The organism is Phocaeicola salanitronis DSM 18170 (genome assembly GCF_000190575.1).
GTDB classification, from domain to species: domain Bacteria; phylum Bacteroidota; class Bacteroidia; order Bacteroidales; family Bacteroidaceae; genus Phocaeicola; species Phocaeicola salanitronis.
Map to the genome: position 1 here is coordinate 190,985 of NC_015164.1, position 17,108 is coordinate 208,092.

11 protein-coding genes and 1 pseudogene are annotated in these 17,108 nt (G+C 47.6%); 5 read left to right on the forward strand and 7 right to left on the reverse strand.

Translation table 11 applies throughout. The annotated features are described in order from the left end of the window. Positions 1 to 242 precede the first annotated feature (242 nt). From BACSA_RS00840 to BACSA_RS00850, 3 genes are read left to right on the forward strand one after another with little or no spacing between them, the layout of a single operon-like run. Entirely contained in the window at positions 243 to 3,248 is a 3,006-nt protein-coding gene (locus BACSA_RS00840) for a SusC/RagA family TonB-linked outer membrane protein (RefSeq protein WP_013616237.1), read from the forward strand. A gap of 24 nt (positions 3,249 to 3,272) precedes the next feature. Then, positions 3,273 to 4,940 (forward strand): starch-binding outer membrane lipoprotein SusD, encoded by a 1,668-nt coding sequence (susD, locus tag BACSA_RS00845; protein WP_013616238.1) that lies wholly within the window; start codon positions 3,273 to 3,275, stop codon positions 4,938 to 4,940. A 24-nt stretch (positions 4,941 to 4,964) separates the two neighbouring features. Next, complete coding sequence (locus BACSA_RS00850; protein ID WP_013616239.1) at positions 4,965 to 6,134, forward strand: SusF/SusE family outer membrane protein; 1,170 nt, start codon at positions 4,965 to 4,967, stop codon at positions 6,132 to 6,134. Between the two features lie 264 nt (positions 6,135 to 6,398). On the opposite strand, the gene BACSA_RS00855 is transcribed toward BACSA_RS00850, so the two are convergent. The 3 genes from BACSA_RS00855 to BACSA_RS00865 are packed head-to-tail and all read right to left on the reverse strand — an operon-like array spanning position 6,399 to position 7,824. Then, a complete protein-coding gene (locus BACSA_RS00855; protein WP_013616240.1) occupies positions 6,399 to 6,674 on the reverse strand; it encodes a type II toxin-antitoxin system YafQ family toxin in 276 nt (91 codons plus the stop codon). After that, positions 6,671 to 6,913, reverse strand: a complete 243-nt coding sequence (locus BACSA_RS00860; protein ID WP_013616241.1) for a hypothetical protein — start codon at positions 6,911 to 6,913, stop codon at positions 6,671 to 6,673. The genes BACSA_RS00855 and BACSA_RS00860 overlap by 4 nt, the downstream gene beginning before the upstream one ends. Before the next feature lie 20 nt (positions 6,914 to 6,933). Continuing rightward, complete coding sequence (locus tag BACSA_RS00865; RefSeq protein ID WP_041584146.1) at positions 6,934 to 7,824, reverse strand: glucosaminidase domain-containing protein; 891 nt, start codon at positions 7,822 to 7,824, stop codon at positions 6,934 to 6,936. Positions 7,825 to 8,376: 552 nt separating this feature from the next. On the opposite strand from BACSA_RS00865, the gene BACSA_RS00875 reads away from it, so the two are divergent. Then, a complete protein-coding gene (locus BACSA_RS00875) occupies positions 8,377 to 8,853 on the forward strand; it encodes a cytidine deaminase (protein WP_013616244.1) in 477 nt (158 codons plus the stop codon). A 15-nt stretch (positions 8,854 to 8,868) separates the two neighbouring features. Here the strand turns inward: BACSA_RS00875 and BACSA_RS20440 are convergent, their stop codons facing one another. The 4 genes and pseudogenes from BACSA_RS20440 to BACSA_RS00890 form a co-directional block, all read right to left on the reverse strand. Then, a complete protein-coding gene (locus BACSA_RS20440) occupies positions 8,869 to 9,366 on the reverse strand; it encodes a GNAT family N-acetyltransferase (RefSeq protein ID WP_174490723.1) in 498 nt (165 codons plus the stop codon). Further along, positions 9,340 to 9,876, reverse strand: a pseudogene (locus BACSA_RS20445) (GNAT family N-acetyltransferase); the annotation flags it as partial. The gene BACSA_RS20440 and the pseudogene BACSA_RS20445, both read right to left, overlap by 27 nt. Before the next feature lie 311 nt (positions 9,877 to 10,187). After that, positions 10,188 to 13,745 carry a pyruvate:ferredoxin (flavodoxin) oxidoreductase gene (gene nifJ / locus BACSA_RS00885; protein ID WP_013616246.1) on the reverse strand — a complete coding sequence of 1,186 codons (3,558 nt, stop codon included), beginning with the start codon at positions 13,743 to 13,745 and terminating at the stop codon, positions 10,188 to 10,190. Positions 13,746 to 13,788: 43 nt separating this feature from the next. Next, on the reverse strand, positions 13,789 to 14,967 hold the full coding sequence (locus BACSA_RS00890) for an ATP-binding protein (protein ID WP_013616247.1): 1,179 nt from the start codon (positions 14,965 to 14,967) through the stop codon (positions 13,789 to 13,791). A 367-nt stretch (positions 14,968 to 15,334) separates the two neighbouring features. Between BACSA_RS00890 and BACSA_RS00895 the strand changes: the two genes are divergently transcribed. Continuing rightward, positions 15,335 to 16,501: a hypothetical protein gene (locus BACSA_RS00895; RefSeq protein WP_013616248.1), complete on the forward strand. Its 1,167-nt coding sequence runs from the start codon at positions 15,335 to 15,337 to the stop codon at positions 16,499 to 16,501. Positions 16,502 to 17,108 lie beyond the last annotated feature (607 nt).

Genomic DNA, 17,108 nt, shown 5'->3' on the forward strand with positions numbered 1-17,108 from the left:
GAGACACCGGGACACAGAGTCTTTTTATAGTTAAACTAAAGGCATAATCACAAGAGATAAAAATAAATCTCTGTGCCTTTGTGTCTCTGTATTCAAATTAAAGAAAGAAACATACAGTTCTCAATAGGTAAATACATAAACAAACGCATCCGCAAGTCCCCTCCTCTGGGAGGGGATTTAGGGGAGGCTACAGAAAGAGAGAACCAATTTTATTATTCATACTTAAACTAATAAACATGAAAATGAAAGATTTGAAAAGACGAAACAAGCTCCTGCTGCTATGGCTGGCGGGAATGCTGTTCTCCGTACAAGCCTTTGCGCAAAGCATTACGGTCAACGGAGTAGTGAAAGACAACTTGGGTGAACCGGTTATCGGCGCCAGCGTGTTGATAAAAGGCACTACCACCGGTACGATTACCGACTTCGACGGTAATTTCACCTTGCAAGCCAACCAGGGAGACATCATCGCTATCTCCTTTATCGGATACAAAACGCAGGAACTTCCTGCTGCTGCCAACATGAACGTCATCCTGTCAGACGATGCCGAATTGTTGGACGAAGTAGTGGTTATCGGTTATGGTCAAGTGAAGAAAGACGATGCCACCGGTTCGGTTACGGCTATCAAGCCCGATGAATTGAGTAAAGGTATCACGACTAATGCACAAGACATGTTGGCTGGTAAGGTAGCCGGTGTAAGTGTCATTTCGAACGATGGTACTCCAGGCGGCGGTGCAACCATCCGTATCCGCGGAGGTTCTTCATTGAACGCCAGCAACGACCCGTTGATTGTCATCGATGGATTGGCGTTGGATAATAGCGGTATCAAAGGTATGTCGAACGGACTTTCTATGGTTAACCCGAACGATATCGAAACCTTCACCGTATTGAAAGATGCTTCGGCTACCGCTATCTACGGTTCGCGTGCGTCAAACGGTGTCATTATCATCACTACTAAGAAGGGAAAGAGTGGACAGGCTCCGCGTGTAAGCTATAGCGGTTCGGTATCGGTGTCTACTACTCAAAAACGTTACGATGTATTGAACGGGGACGAGTTCCGTGACTATGCACACCAATTATGGGGCGACAATTTGCCTGCTGAACTGGGCGATGCCAATACCGACTGGCAAGACCAAGTGTTCCGCACAGCAGTCAGCACCGAACATAACGTATCTATCAACGGTGGATTCAAGAACCTGCCTTACCGTGTATCGTTAGGCTTTAACAAGAACAATGGTATTGTGAAGACTTCCGATTTCCAACGCTTCACTGCATCGGTCAACTTAGCTCCTTCGTTCTTCGATGATCATTTGAAAGTGAATGTGAACGCTAAATACATGAACGGGAAAAACCGCTATGCAGATGGAATCGGCGGTGCCATGGCCATGGATCCGACCCGTCCGGTATATAGCGATGATCCGATGTATACAACTTCAGGAGGATATTACCAAACGATGCAAGCAACCTCAGCTTTCTCTGACCCCGACTGGAACTATACAACAAACGTGAACACTCCGGGAAACCCCTTGGCTGCATTGGAACAAAAAGACGATACGGCTAACAGCAACGACTTCGTAGGAAACGTAGAAGTGGACTACAAATTCCATTTCCTGCCCGACCTCCGGTTGCATGCAAGCATCGGCGGTGAATATGCAGAGGGAACTCAAACCACAATCTGGTCTCCCTATTCCTACTCATACAACTACTACGGAAGAAACCAGCTTTCGACCGAATACAAGTATAACCTTTCTTACAACGTATATGCGCAATACATCAAGGAAGTGGGCGACCACATGATTGACGTGATGGCAGGTGGTGAAGAGCAACACTTCCACCGCAACGGATATACCGAAGCGCAAGGTTGGGACAGCTATGCCGGAGTGGCACACGACGTGCAAGAACGTGGTCAGACTGCCTACGCAACCCGTAATACATTGGTATCTTATTTCGGACGTTTGAACTATTCATACAAGAACCGTTATTTGCTTACTTTCACCATGCGTTTCGATGGTTCATCACGCTTTGCCGACGGAAACCGTTGGGGTAAGTTCCCTTCGTTGGCATTGGGTTGGAAACTGAAAGAAGAAAACTTCTTGAAAGACGTGAATTTCCTTTCTGACTTGAAACTTCGTTTGGGCTGGGGTATTACCGGTCAGCAAGACGTAACCGCCGACTTCGCCTATATGCCGTTGTATATCGTGAGCGATGACTATGCACAATATCCGTTTGGAGACGAATATTATCATTCTTCCCGTCCGAATGCGTTCAACACGAACCTGAAATGGGAGCAGACAACTACATACAATGCCGGATTGGACTTCGGATTCCTGAACGGACGTATCGTGGGTAACATCGATGGATATTACCGTAAGACCGATGACTTGTTGAATAGTGTCAAGATTCCGGTAGGAACCAATTTCAATGCCCAAATGCTTCAGAACATCGGTTCGTTGAAGAACTACGGTGTGGAATTTTCTATCAATGCCAAACCGGTTGTTACGAAAGACTTCATGTGGGACTTGACTTATAACTTTACTTGGAACCACAATGAAATTACCAAGCTGACCGGTGGAGATGATTCTAATTATTATGTAGAAACTGGCAATAAAATCAGTCGGGGAAACAACACCAAAGTACAAGTGAACAAAGTAGGCTATCCGGCTAATTCGTTCTATGTATATCAACAAGTGTACGATGAAAACGGCAAGCCTATTGAAAACATGTTTGTCGACCGTAACAATGACGGTATCATTAATCCTGACGATAAGTATATTTACAAGAAACCGGCTGCCGACTTCCTGATGGGTCTTACTTCGAAGATGACTTACAAGAACTGGGACTTCAGCTTCGCGCTCCGTGCCAGCCTGAACAACTATGTATATTATGACTTCTTGGCAGGCAAAGCCAATACCAGCCAGTCGGGTATCTTCTCGAACACTGCTTATAGCAACACCACCAAAGAAGCGATTGCATTAGGCTTTACCGGACAAGGTGACTATTACATGAGTGATTATTTTGTACGTAACGCTTCATTCCTCCGTTGCGACAACATCACATTGGGTTACTCGTTCCAGGAACTCTTCAAGAGCCAGGCATACAAGGGTATCGGAGGACGTATCTACGCTACTTGCCAGAATCCGTTCATCATCACTGCATACGATGGACTTGACCCTGAAGTGCAGAGCGGTATTGACGGAAGTCCTTATCCGCGTGCGTTGACGTTCTTGCTGGGATTAACTTTACAATTCTAAACCTTGAAAACAATTGATTGATATATGAAAACAAGATATTTCAAACCTATATTGTCGGCAGCACTGCTTGCTGCTACTACACTGGGAAGCGTGTCATGCATCAACGATCTTGACATCAGCTCCATCGACCCGCAAAGCTCTTCCAGTTTCGACCAATGGGGAGCATTCGTAAAACAATATTCCATGCTGGGATTGACCGGTCAGAAAGGTCTTGCCGGAACTCCTGACCTTGACGGACAAGATGAAGGCGAATCTGGCTTTTACCGTACCGTATTCAACTGCAACGAACTCTCGACAGACGAATGCATTTGGGTATGGCAGGACAATGTGGACATCCCTCAGTTTACCGGATTGTCATGGAACTCGTCCAGCCAACGTACCGAATGGGTTTATGTGCGCTTGGGATACGACATTACCCAAATGAACTTTTTCCTCGACCAGACTGAAGGAAAAACCGATGCCGAGACCCTTCAGCAACGTGCCGAAGTGCGCTTCTTGCGTGCCCTGCACTATTGGTACTTTATTGATTTGTTCGGCAAAGCTCCGTTTAAAGAACATTTCAACAATGATTTGCCTGTAGAAAAAGGCGGTAAAGAATTGTATGACTATATCCAGACCGAACTGGCAGAAGCCGAAGCCGATATGTACGAACCGGGACAAGCGCCTTTCGGACGTGCGGACAAAGCTGCCAACTGGTTGCTCCGTGCCCGTCTCTACCTGAATGCAGAAGTCTATACAGGTACAGCCGATTATGAAAATGCCAAGACGTATGCCGATAAAGTTATCAATTCGGGGGCTTACCAACTTTGCGATGACTACCGCCTGATGTTCATGGCAGACAATGACCGGAATCGGGAAGCGATGCAAGAAATCATTCTTCCTATCCGTCAGGACGGTATGAAAACCCGTAATTACGGAGGTTCTACGTATTTGGTATGCGGAACCCGTACAGGCGGTATGCCTTATATGGGAACCACCAACGGATGGTCTTGTATCATTGCACGCAACGCATTGGTGTATAAGTTCTTCCCGAACAAAGACGTGCCGATGATTCCGGAAGACGTAGATGTTCCGGCACAAGCCGACCTGCCCAATGATGCAGCTATTGATGCATGGGACGCACAATACGGTGTACGTACCGTAGATATTATCGCAGCTGCCGGAGACGACCGTGCTATGTTCTATGCCGGTGCGGGTGGCGGACGGCGTACCATGGACCCCAGTGCCATCAATAGTTTCCAAAGCGGCCTTTCCATCGTAAAATGGCAGAACATCTGTTCCGATGGAGCAGCAACCAGCCACACTGAATATCCGGATACCGATATTCCTTTGTTACGTCTGGCAGAAGCTTACCTGACACGTGCGGAAGCTAACTACCGGTTAGGGGATACCAATGCGGCTTTGCAAGATATCGTGACGTTAAGAAGTCACCGTGGCTGCACTACTCAGCCTGTGGCAAGTGATATCGACGAAATGTATATCTTGGATGAATGGGCACGCGAATTCTATCTGGAAGGACGCCGCCGTTCTGATTTGGTACGCTTCGATTGTTTCACCACAGACAAATATCTTTGGGATTGGAAAGGCGGTGTAAAAGAAGGACGTCCGGTAAGCGATATCTACAATGTATTCCCGATTCCGGAAACAGACATCAACAACAACCCGAACATGACACAGAATGAAGGGTATTAATGAACTATTTAAATAATGAAAGCCATGAAAAGAATAACCAACATACTCTGTATGGCAGGAATGGGATTGATGCTCTTCTCTGCCTGCGAAACGGATAGAGACGATAACCCGACTTTATACGAACCGGAAAGTTTTGTACTGAATACCCCGGATGACAAAATGTATGACTTAGGCGCTAACGACACGATACGATTGACACTGACTCCTCCCGAATACGGATTTTCAGCAGCCACGACGTATAGCGTACAAGTCAGTTTGCAACAAGACTTTATTGATGAAACAGAGGAGGCGGATGCAAACTATTCGACTCTGAGCACACCATATGATACTGCTTCGATAGCATTGCGTCCGGATCAGTTGAACTCGGCTTTAGCCGGTCAATACCAGACGTTGCATCCTGATGAAAACCCGACCGGAGCTACCGTTACGGCATATATACGCGTGAAAGCGGAAATCACGGGAAGCGGAAGAGGGCTTTCCACTTCAAACACAATCGCTGTCAACCAAGTGAAGCTGGGCGAAGTGGTAAATGCGCTTGAACCGCCTACCACTATGTATCTGATAGGTTCGTCAATCGGTGCCGGAGGCTGGAGCGAATGGAAGCCAATGGTAGCGGTTAATGGCATGGCTGGCGAATTCTGGTCGATGGTATACTTCGATGCGAATGCCGTATTTAAGTTTGGCACGATGGTAAACGAATACATCGGTTATACCGATAGCCGTTTGACAATCAAAGACAATGCAGGAGCCGGAGTATCTGAGGCACCAACTGACGGTAACATTCAGGTAAGCAAAGCCGGATGGTATATCCTCTATATCCAGGCAGCTGTCAATGGCGACGACTATGCATTCACCATGACTTTCTATGAACCCAATGTTTATGTATTCGGAGCAACAGCAAAAGATTCATGGGGTTATACAGACGAATGGAAGTTCACCGTTCCAGATACCAAAGAAGGTAATTTCGAATCACCTGTTCTTGGTGCAACCGGCGAAGTGCGTATGTGTATCCAAGCCAACACCGATTGGTGGAGATTGGAATTCACCTTGAAAGATGGAACAGACATCTTCTATCGTGAGAATAATGCTGTCAACAGCGGATGGACCGATATGGGGTCTGAATATTCCGTAACCGGAAAATCTGGTCAAAAGATTTACCTGAACTTTGCCAGTGGAACCGGAGAAGTAAAATAAGATATTCAATGATTACTCACAGGTAATAGTTAAGTTAAACTTGCATTTAAAAGCCCCCGGCTGCAAAGAGCGGTCGGGGGCTTTTTGTAAGATTTCTGAAAAAAGAGGAACGATTTATCAGAAAAAGACGTAGCTTTCCGTAATTTAGCGGGAATATGGGCAAACGATTCTGAGGCAGAAGCAATGACATCTATCATACGTGACGGAAGAAGCGACCGCCAGCGATGCTGATACGGGCGGTCGCGTTCTCTCCATAATACGGTATCAAAACAAATCAGAATGAGTCCCCGTATTAGCCATCAACATAATCAACTCGTTATCATCCTGTTGCCATAGCAATAACCAATCCGGACGGATGTGACACTCCATCGTACCCCTTTTATCTCCTTTAAGCGGATGGGGGTAATACTTTGCCGGAAGGTTGCCGGTTTCTACCAATAAATCCATAACCTCTTTCAGTTCTTCCATAGGCAAGCCACGACGTTGACAACGCTTTACGTCTTTCTTGAATTGCTTAGTGACTTTTAAACGGTATTTCATGGTTCAGGCTCATTCAACACATCATTGAAAAAATCATCCACGCTTTTATACTCGTAAACATCGCCATTTCGAATATCGTCTAAAGACTGTTCGTATGTCGACCGTTTCCTGATATGCCATCCCATACGGTCTATTAACGTTTTGAGAAAACCTAAATCAGCTTTAGGCAACTGCACAAGCACCGTTTCCGTCAAATTATCCGGTTCAATAGCCGGAGTGTGTACCATTTTGTCTTTCATATCTTTTCTAATTTTATCCCTTATCTCAACCAAATAATATCCCCTACCTTAATCTGCGCCGTTTCCGGATCCAGCTTGTTCAGCTTATAGAGGTTCTTTATCTTGATGCCGAACATCTGCGAAATGCTGTACATCGAATCCCCTTCTTTCACAATATAAGATATGTGGTCTTTGGTGGCTTTCTTTCGTTTCTCTTCTAAGTAAACGATTTCGCCCCCTTGGAACTCGTAATCTTTCGGTAACTCATTGTACTTGCGCACATTTTTCTTCTTGATGTCAAACTCCTTGCCGATGCTCTTGAACGTATCTCCCCGACGGGCTATGATATAAAGGAGTTCGTTTGCCAGATAAGGCTGGTGCGGGTTGGGAAACTCTTCCGCCCATTTCAAGCCTCCTTTTTTATCATATTTGTCCAAATCGTACGTCTCGATGATGTTAATCAGGCGGGTCGCATAACGGGGGTCGGTGGCATATCCTGCCTTTTTCAACCCTTTTGCCCAGCCTTTATAATCCGTTATTTTCAGGCGGAACAAGAATGCGTATCGTGCACCCGAACGCAAGAACTTGGAATGGTCGCGATACGAATCCTTGGGATGCTTGTAAGCACGGAAACATTCGTTGGGCGCATCATCGGTATACCGCACCGAACGCCCGTCCCACGATCCGCCGCACTTGATGCCGAAATGGTTGTTCGACTTCCGTGCCAACTGGCTTCTGCCCGCACCCGACTCTAACAACCCTTGTGCCAACGTAATGCTTGCCGGAATACGGTAATGTTTCATTTCGTCTACCGCAATGCTGCGGTATTTCTTGATATAGTCTTCGTATGCTTTGTTCCGTTGCTGTGCCGAAACCGCGCTTGTCCCGCATAGCAGGACGATAACCATCAGCCAATGAATGAGTTTCTTCATGATGTATGTGCCGTTTATTTGTCGGCAAAGATAAAACTTCACGTGAAGAAAAGCAAAATAAGATAGGAAATCTCCTTTTTTTTCTATTAATTTGTACATTGAAGGGAATAAGGCGACAGGCAGACAGGTTGACAAAGCCTTGTATCTTCTTATAGAAAATGGAATGGAACACAGAAACACGAAGACACAGAGTTTTATTTTTAATGAATATCCGCAATGATCCACTGTAGGGGTGGGGGTAGCCCGCCCGTATTGACCTTTGCCTTCTCTATATTTATTTCTCCGTGTCTCTGCGCCTCTGTGTTCAATAAAAAAAGAATCACATTGATTTTTTGCAATCCATTTCTGATTAGAGCCTGTTTAAATTTTGCTCAGGTTAATTTTGCGAATTGTTTTCGAGGATGTTTTTCTGACTTTATGAGGAGGATAGCGGGCTATCTGACGAATAAAATCGGGAAAACAGACCGGAAACAAACGCAAAAGAACCTGATGGAATATTACTTTATTGGAAAATTTAAACAGGCTCTTAACTATAACTAAAATCTTCAAAGCATGAAAGAAATAAAACTGGAAATCAATATCTGTTCTTGCGCTTACGAAGAACTGGGTGAAGAAGAACGCAGGCTGGTCAGTGCAGCCAAAGAAGCGGCGGCGCGGAGTTATGCTCCTTACTCGCGTTTCCATGTGGGAGCAGCTGCCTTGCTTGCGGGCGGTATCATTGTAACAGGCTCCAATCAGGAGAATGCGGCATATCCTTCGGGCATCTGTGCCGAACGCACGACTGTGTTTTATGCCAATTCGCAATATCCTGACCAACCGATAAAAGCTTTGGCAATAGCTGCCCGTGATGTGTCAGGTTTTACCAAAAATCCGATTCCGCCTTGTGGGGCATGCCGCCAGGTTTTGTTGGAAGCCGAACAAAGATATGGCTGTCCCATGCGCATTCTTTTGTACGGCGCCCAAAAAATATATTGCCTGAACGGAGTAAAAGACTTGCTTCCTCTTTCTTTCGGAAGCGAGTTTCTATGAAATTTCTGTGGCAGATTACCGTCCACCTTTATGAAGCTTCAATTGCATGTGCAATATCGGGAAAGGGTTTCCTTGGCTGTCGGTTTCATTGCGGCGGAAGACTTCGAAACCGAGGTGGCGGTAAATGTCTGTGGCTTGTGCATTCTGCTCGTTTACGTCGATGTAGAAAGCTTTGTATCGATTGATAGCCAACCGGATGAGCCGTTTCCCGATTCCTTTTCCGATATGTCCGGGAGCAAGGAACAGGGCTTCTATTTTCTGGTCTTGGATGCACATAAAGCCAACAGGCTTGTTGGCGGCAAACGCTATAATCAAGGTATCGATGGTGCGCAATGCTTCTTCGGTCATGGGACGAAGGTTGCAGATGTCTTGTTCGCTCAGAAAGTGATGGGTGGCGCGGACGGATGATTCCCATACCTGCATCAGTTGGCTGATGAGTTCCGTTGGCCGGGCATCTTTGTTTATTTCCCGAATCTGTTGAAGCGCCTTCCACTCTTCTGCCGTAATCCGCATGAAATGTTCCGTGCGTATGTCGCCCAAAGGAGATGTGTTGCCGCTCTCCGTGTGATGATAGGTAAGTCCGCATTTCTCCATTACGCGGCGCGATTGGGTATTCCCATCGTAATATCCACACCACACCGCCGACATGCCTAAGTCGGTAAAGCACCGCTGCAATAGGCATCTTACAGCTTCGGGTATCAATCCCTGCCCCCAGTAGGGCACACCTATCCAATAGCCGATTTCAGCTTCATCAGCCTGCATGGCAGCACTGTGCATGCCGTCGCCGAACATAATGCCGGCACTTCCTACTGGTTCATTTGTTTCTTTCAGTACCACGGCGTAGGTCTCGGGAGCAGTAAAGACGGTGCGGATGATTTCCAGGCTGTGTGCTATGGAGGTATGGGGTGGCCATCCGGCTATAGGTCCGATAGCAGGGTCTTTCGCATACTTGTACAAGGCTTCCGCATCGGCTTCTTGCCAAGGGCGGAGAATAAGTCGGGAGGTTTCTAAAAATGTATTCATAGGTTGAGGGAAAATATATTATGCATAAATAAAAATTTGAATCTCCGCATTTCACCCAATTGCCATGTAGGGGCGTATCGCATACGCCCGAATACGTCAACTAATCCACGTGGATGTCTTCAAGGCGTATGCGATACGCCCCTACATGGGATGTTTAGTAAATGTATTGGCTTCTAACTCCCTTTGACTTACTGAAATAACTCCTTATTGGTGAAATGCGGAATTCATATAAATAAATGTCGCGGGAAGTATAAAAAAACAGCCGGTCCGAATGTTCAGACCGGCTGTTCTTAATATTTGTCAGCGATTGATTATTCAGCTTTTTCTTCGCTCCAGTCCATTGCTGCCATACGTTTGTAAGAATCGTAACGTTTCTTCGCCATCTTTTCGCAAGCTGCGAACAAGTCGGCTGCTTCTGTCGGATATTGTTTCATTACAGAAGCGAAACGTACTTCACCTTTCAGGTAATCCTGGAAGTTAGCCCAGTTCGGTTCTTTCGAGTCGAGCGAGAACGGATTCTTGCCTTCGTCTTCCAAAGCCGGGTTGAAACGCCACAAGTGCCAGTAACCGCATTCTACGGCCTTAGCCTCTTCTGCCTGGCTCTTACCCATACCTGCTTTCAATCCGTGGTTGATACACGGAGCGTATGCGATAACCAATGACGGACCAGGATATGCTTCTGCTTCGCGGATGGCTTTCAATGTCTGAGCCTGGTCGGCACCCATCGCAATCTGAGCTACATATACATAACCGTAAGTAGTGGCAATCAGACCAAGGTCTTTCTTGCGTACACGCTTACCGGAAGCGGCAAACTTGGCGATAGCGCCCAGCGGAGTAGCCTTAGATGACTGGCCACCGGTATTCGAGTAAACTTCGGTATCCAATACGAGGATGTTTACGTCTTCGCCCGAAGCGATTACATGGTCGAGACCTCCGTAACCGATATCGTAAGAAGCACCGTCACCGCCGATAATCCATTGAGAACGTTTGATGAGGTAATCTCTGAACTCGTAGATTGTAGCGCAGTTTGCACACTTGTCTTTAGCGGCTTCTACCATCGGGATAATCTTTTCGGCAGCAGCTTTGCTCTTGTCTGCATCGTTGCGTCCGTCAATCCATTCCTGGAATGCTTCCTTGTATTCAGCCGGAGTTTCATCCGAAGCGATAGCTGCCTTCATGGCATCTTCGATACGGTTGCGCAGCTTCTTGTTGGCAAGTTCCATACCCAGACCGAATTCGCAGAAGTCTTCGAACAAAGAGTTTGCCCATGCCGGACCCTGGCCTTTTTCGTTCGTAGTGTACGGAGTAGAAGGAACAGAACCTGAGTAGATAGAAGAACATCCGGTAGCGTTAGAAACCATTTCGCGGTCGCCGAACAACTGAGAAATCAGTTTCACATACGGAGTTTCACCACAGCCTGAGCAAGCGCCCGAGAACTCAAAGAGCGGAGTAGCGAACTGAGAGTTCTTCACGTTCGACTTGATGTCTACCAAGTGCTGTTTGCTTGATACGTGTTCCGTGCAGTAAGTCCAGTTGTCTGCTTCTGCCAATTGGCTTTCCAGGTGTTTCATGGTCAGCGCCTTGCCACCCTTCTTCGGATTGCCCGGACATACGTCAGCACAGTTGCCGCAACCCAAGCAGTCGAGTACGTCAACCTGCATACGGAAGGTCATGCCGTCGAATTGCTTGCCTACAGCCTTCAGGGTAGTGAAGTTTGCACCCTTCTGTTCTTCTGCATCGAGAACGAACGGACGGATAGCAGCGTGAGGACAAACGTATGCACACTTGTTACACTGGATACAGTTTTCAGGATTCCATTCCGGAACGAAAGCAGCCACACCACGTTTTTCGTATTTGGCTGTTCCCTGATACCAGGTACCGTCTTCGATGCCCTTGAATGCAGATACCGGCAGCAAGTCGCCGTCTTGTGCGTTGATCGGACGAACTACTTCGTTGATGAATGCCGGGTCGTCGTTTGCTGCGGCAGGTTCAACTTCCAGGTTAGCCCAAGCCGGGTCAACGGTCAGTTGCTTGTATTCGCCGCCGCGGTCAACGGCTGCATAGTTCTTGTTGACAACGTCTTCACCCTTCTTGCCGTAAGATTTCACGATGAACTTCTTCATCTGTTCTACCGCCAAGTCTACAGGGATAACGCCTGTGATGCGGAAGAATGCAGACTGCAGGATGGTGTTGGTACGGTTGCCCAAACCGATTTCCTGTGCAATCTGGGTAGCGTTGATATAGTAAACGGTGATGTTGTTTTCAGCAAAGTATTTCTTTACTTTGTTCGGCAGGTTCTTAGCCAGTTCATCGCCTTCCCAGATGGTGTTCAGCAGGAACGTACCGTTCTTGCGCAGACCACGGGTCACATCGTACATGTGCAGGTAAGCCTGAACGTGGCAAGCCACGAAGTTCGGGGTAGTTACCAGATAGGTAGAGTGAATCGGGTGGTCGCCGAAACGCAGGTGAGAGCAGGTGAAACCTCCCGACTTCTTCGAGTCGTAAGAGAAGTAAGCCTGGCAATATTTGTCGGTATTGTCACCGATGATTTTTACAGAGTTCTTGTTGGCACCTACCGTACCGTCAGCACCCAAACCGTAGAATTTAGCTTCGAATACGCCTTCTGCACCGAGAGCGATTTCTTCTTTCTGAGGCAGAGAAGTAAAGGTAACGTCATCCACAATACCGATAGTGAAGTGGTCTTTCGGCATCGGGAGTTCCAGGTTTTCGTATACCGACAGAATCTGAGCCGGAGTGGTATCTTTCGAACCCAAACCGTAGCGTCCGCCTACGATAAGCGGGGCATTTTCTTGTCCGTAGAATACGTCTTTTACATCCAGGTACAACGGTTCGCCGTTCGAGCCCGGTTCTTTGGTACGGTCGAGCACTGCGATGCGTTTCACTGTCTTGGGCACCTTAGCCAGGAAGTGTTTAGCCGAGAACGGACGGTACAAGTGAACAGCCACCAGACCTACTTTCTTGCCCTGAGCGGTCAGGTAGTCGATTGCCTCACGGGTAGCTTCTGTTACCGAACCCATGGCGATGATGATGTTTTCTGCATCTTCTGCGCCATAGTAGTCGAACAGTCCGTAGTTGCGTCCCGTAATCTTGTTGATTTCGTTGATGTATTCTTCAACGATTTCCGGCACAGCTTCATAATACGGATTGCATGATTCTCTGTGTTGGAAGAAGTGGTCGGGGTTTTCAGCCATACCGCGTGCTACCGGTTTGTTTGGAGTCAGTGCACGTTCACGGAATTCAGCCAACGCTTTTTGGTCGATAAGCGGAGCAAGGTCTTCGTTGTCCAGCTTTTCAATCTTCTGGATTTCGTGAGAAGTACGGAAACCGTCGAAGAAGTTAACGAACGGAACACGTGCTTTGATAGTAGCCAAGTGAGCTACACCAGCCAAGTCCATAACTTCCTGTACAGAGCCTTCGCACAACATAGCGAATCCGGTCTGGCGGGTAGACATCACATCCTGATGGTCGCCGAAGATACACAATGCGTGAGAAGCCAGTGTACGTGCCGATACATGGAATACGCAAGGCAACAGTTCGCCTGCAATTTTGTACATGTTCGGAATCATCAGCAACAGACCCTGAGATGCAGTATAAGTAGTAGTCAATGCACCAGCCTGAAGCGAGCCGTGTACTGCACCGGCAGCACCGCCTTCAGATTGCATTTCCTGTACCAAAACAGTTTCGCCGAAGATGTTTTTACGACCTGCGGCAGCCCATTCGTCTACGTGCTCAGCCATGGTAGACGACGGAGTGATGGGGTAGATGGCAGCTACTTCCGTAAACATGTACGAAATGTGAGCAGCAGCTTCATTACCATCACACGTGATAAATTTTTTTTGTTTAGTCATACAATTACTCAATTATATTAGGTAATAAAAATATCATTCTCCTTTAATATAAAAAGCCGAACAACCACAACGGAATCTGGTTTCCATGCCCCAGTTCCGTGCGGTGCATGGCGTAATAGATGCCCGGATTGCTCTTTATCTTGTACCCTTCGTGGCAGATGCGGAAGTTCAGGTGCCCGTCTACAAGGAAAGAGGTGCCTTTTTCTCCTTTGTTCACCTTGTGGTCTTTCCACAACGAGTTGACAAAGAAGGTTTCCAGCACGTCCTGTTCTTCCACTTTTACCGGATAGATGCTGTACATCAGGTTGGTGTTGTGCATCATAATCTTAGCCGGTTTTTTCGGGAAGACTTCCCCCTTCGGATATACCATGTTTATCAGCCGTGCGTCGGCAAGGTATTTGATGTAATTCATCACCGTAGCGCGCGACGTCTGTATATCGGAAGCAAGCTGGCTGATGTTGGGCGCAACCGGTCCGTCTACCGCCAACAAATATAATAATTTTTTTATTCTCGAAAGATATTTCAGTTCAATTTGTTTGATAAGAAGAATATCCACTTCAATCATCATGTTCATGGTCTTCAGCAGATTCTCCGAAAAGTTCCGTTTCTCCAGGAAAAAAGGATAAAATCCGTGGTGGATGTAGTCTTGGAAATAATTGATCGGGTTGATGTGCGGGAGTATCGTTTTCGCGATGTGTTCATGATTGGTCAGGATTTCTTCGAGCGTATAGGGCGAGAAATGGTTTCCTGTCTGCAGGTTCAGAAATTCCCGGAAGGAAAATCCGCGGAGGTTGTAAGAGTGCACGATGCCGTTCAGTTCCGGATTCTCGTCTTTCAGCCGCATCACCGAAGAGCCGGTGAAGACGATTTTCAGGTTGGGGTAACGCTCGTAGCACGTGCGCAGGTCGTGGCTCCAGTGCGGGAGCTTGAATACTTGGTCGATGAGAAGCACCTTTCCTCCGCGCTTTACGAATTCGCCGGCAAAGTTCACCAGGCTGTATTGCGAGAAATAAAAGTTATTCATGTTTACGAACAGGCAGGAGCGGTCATAACCGAACTTTTCTTTGGCGTATTGCAAAAGGAACGTAGTTTTCCCTACTCCTCGTGTGCCTTTGATGCCGATGAGGCGGTCGCTCCAGTCGATTTCGTCCATCAGGTCACGCCGCACGGGGGCATTGGTATGTTCGACCAAATAATTATGTGTTCTGTAGAATGCTTCCATGAATTTCGATTTCTTCGGTGCAAATATAGTAATAGTTCCTTAATTTGCAAACTGGGGTTGTCAAAATATTCTTTTTTTCGTGTAACTTTGTGTGGATATATCAACACAGAGACGCAGAGACGCAAAAGAATTGACAATGTGAATCAGGAGTTAAAGGTAGTTATGTTTCACAGGAGTTATCACTTCGTTCAGGAGTTAAAGGCCAATAGTCCTGCTTCTGAAAACCATGCAGAGGTATTGGCATCTAACTCCCAGCCCGCCAAGCGGGCGATAACTACCTATAACTTCCTTTTAACTCCTGATTGGCATTGTCGATTAAAAAATGTATCTTTGTGTCTTTGTGCCTCTGTGTTCAATAAATAAAAATATGGAGAAAGCGATTTACTATTTCAATCCGGAGAACGATATGGCACTTGCCAATTTCACTCCTTATTACAAGGCACCGGCGGAGATTGTGCGCATGGCGGACGATCTGGCTGCATTGCCGGCCTGGTATGCGCCCGAAGGAAGCGTGGTGAAGGTGAGGCGCGAGGCGGACATCCCTTGCTGGGAGAAGCTGTGCGAGGGAGGGATGTCCTTTCCGCAGGTAGGCTGGACGGCGCATTGGCTTTCTTCCGCTTACGTCCCCTGGGGCTGGAGTCCGGCTTTGGTGCATACGTTGCTTCAGGCCGGAGTCGGTTCCGGCTTCCTTCCTTCTGCCGGAGCTTTGGAGGAGTGGAGGCGTCTCTCGGGCAGGGTGTGCGCTTCCGAAGTCTTGCGGAGCTTTGCGGGAATGAAAGGGATATGCGGCGAGTCGTGGGTTTGCCTTACGCTGGAAGAAGTCCGGAAGGCATGGGGCGGATGGGGGAGATGTGTTCTGAAAGCGCCTTGGTCGGGAAGCGGAAGGGGATTGGTCTTCTTGCCTTGCGGTGCCTTGCCGGCTTCGGCGGAAGGCTGGGCGGCACGCATCCTCCGCACGCAAGGGGCGCTGATGGCGGAGCCTATATATAATAAGGTGTGCGATTTCGCCATGGAGTTCCGTGCCGATGGGGAGGGAAAGGTGTCGTTTGCCGGTTATTCGTTGTTCGAGACCGATGCGTTCGGCAATTACAAGGGAAACCTGCTGGCTTCCGATGCGGCAATCGGACAGAGGCTTTCGGCATACGTTCCGCCCGAAACCTTGCACGGCGTGCGCCGGCATTTGCTTCGGGTCTTGCCCGATTGGCTGGGCGGGCATTATGCAGGCTATTTGGGGGTGGATATGATGATATGCCGGGAAGAAGCCTGTAGGGTGCATCCGTGTGTGGAAATCAACCTGCGGATGAACATGGGCGTGCTTGCCCGCCTGTTCTTCGACCGCTACGTGCATCCCGCCTCGCAGGGCCGTTTCTGCATCGCGCATTATGTCGAGGGCGGAGAAGCCTTGCGTTTCCACGAAAGCATGTCTGGGGCGCATCCGCTCCGGCTGGCAGAGGGGAGGCTGGCAGGCGGTTATCTTTCGCTCACTCCCGTGTGTGGCGACACGCGTTATCAGGCGTATGCAGTCATCAGATAGTAATGCGTTAACGGATTCATTTATATGTGTTTACGGATAGGATTAAGTTTCACGTTGGTTCAGATGTGCTGAAACTATAGTTTTGGCATGCTGAAACTTTAGTTTAGATGTACTGAAACTGTAGTTTCAGTACATCTAAGCTGGGTATGAAACAGCTCTGTGCCGGCAAAGCGGATGTATGCGCAGTTGCGAACATAAGTGATACGCCTGACTCACTTATGTGGAACGTCCGAGTTACTTATGTTAAACGGCCTACTCACTTATGTTCGTCAAAACGCATGCTTGAATAATTTTAGAAGCTGTTTTGAATTTATCGTGCGATGATTTGGGATGAGTTTTTGAGGCATTTCCGCTTCTGTGATGAGGAAGATAGCGGGCTATCTGACGAAGAACAGGAGCGGAAAGGACCAAAAAATCGCCCAAAGCACACACGAAAACGGATACATCAAGACAAGAAAAACTTTTTGGAGAAATTCAAAACAGCTTCTTACTGGATGTCCCATGTTGCCAAATTGCCTGTAGGGGCGTATCGCATACGCCCGAAAGCGTTCACGTGGATAAGTTGGTGCATCCGGGCGTATGCGATACGCCCCTACATTGGCTGTTT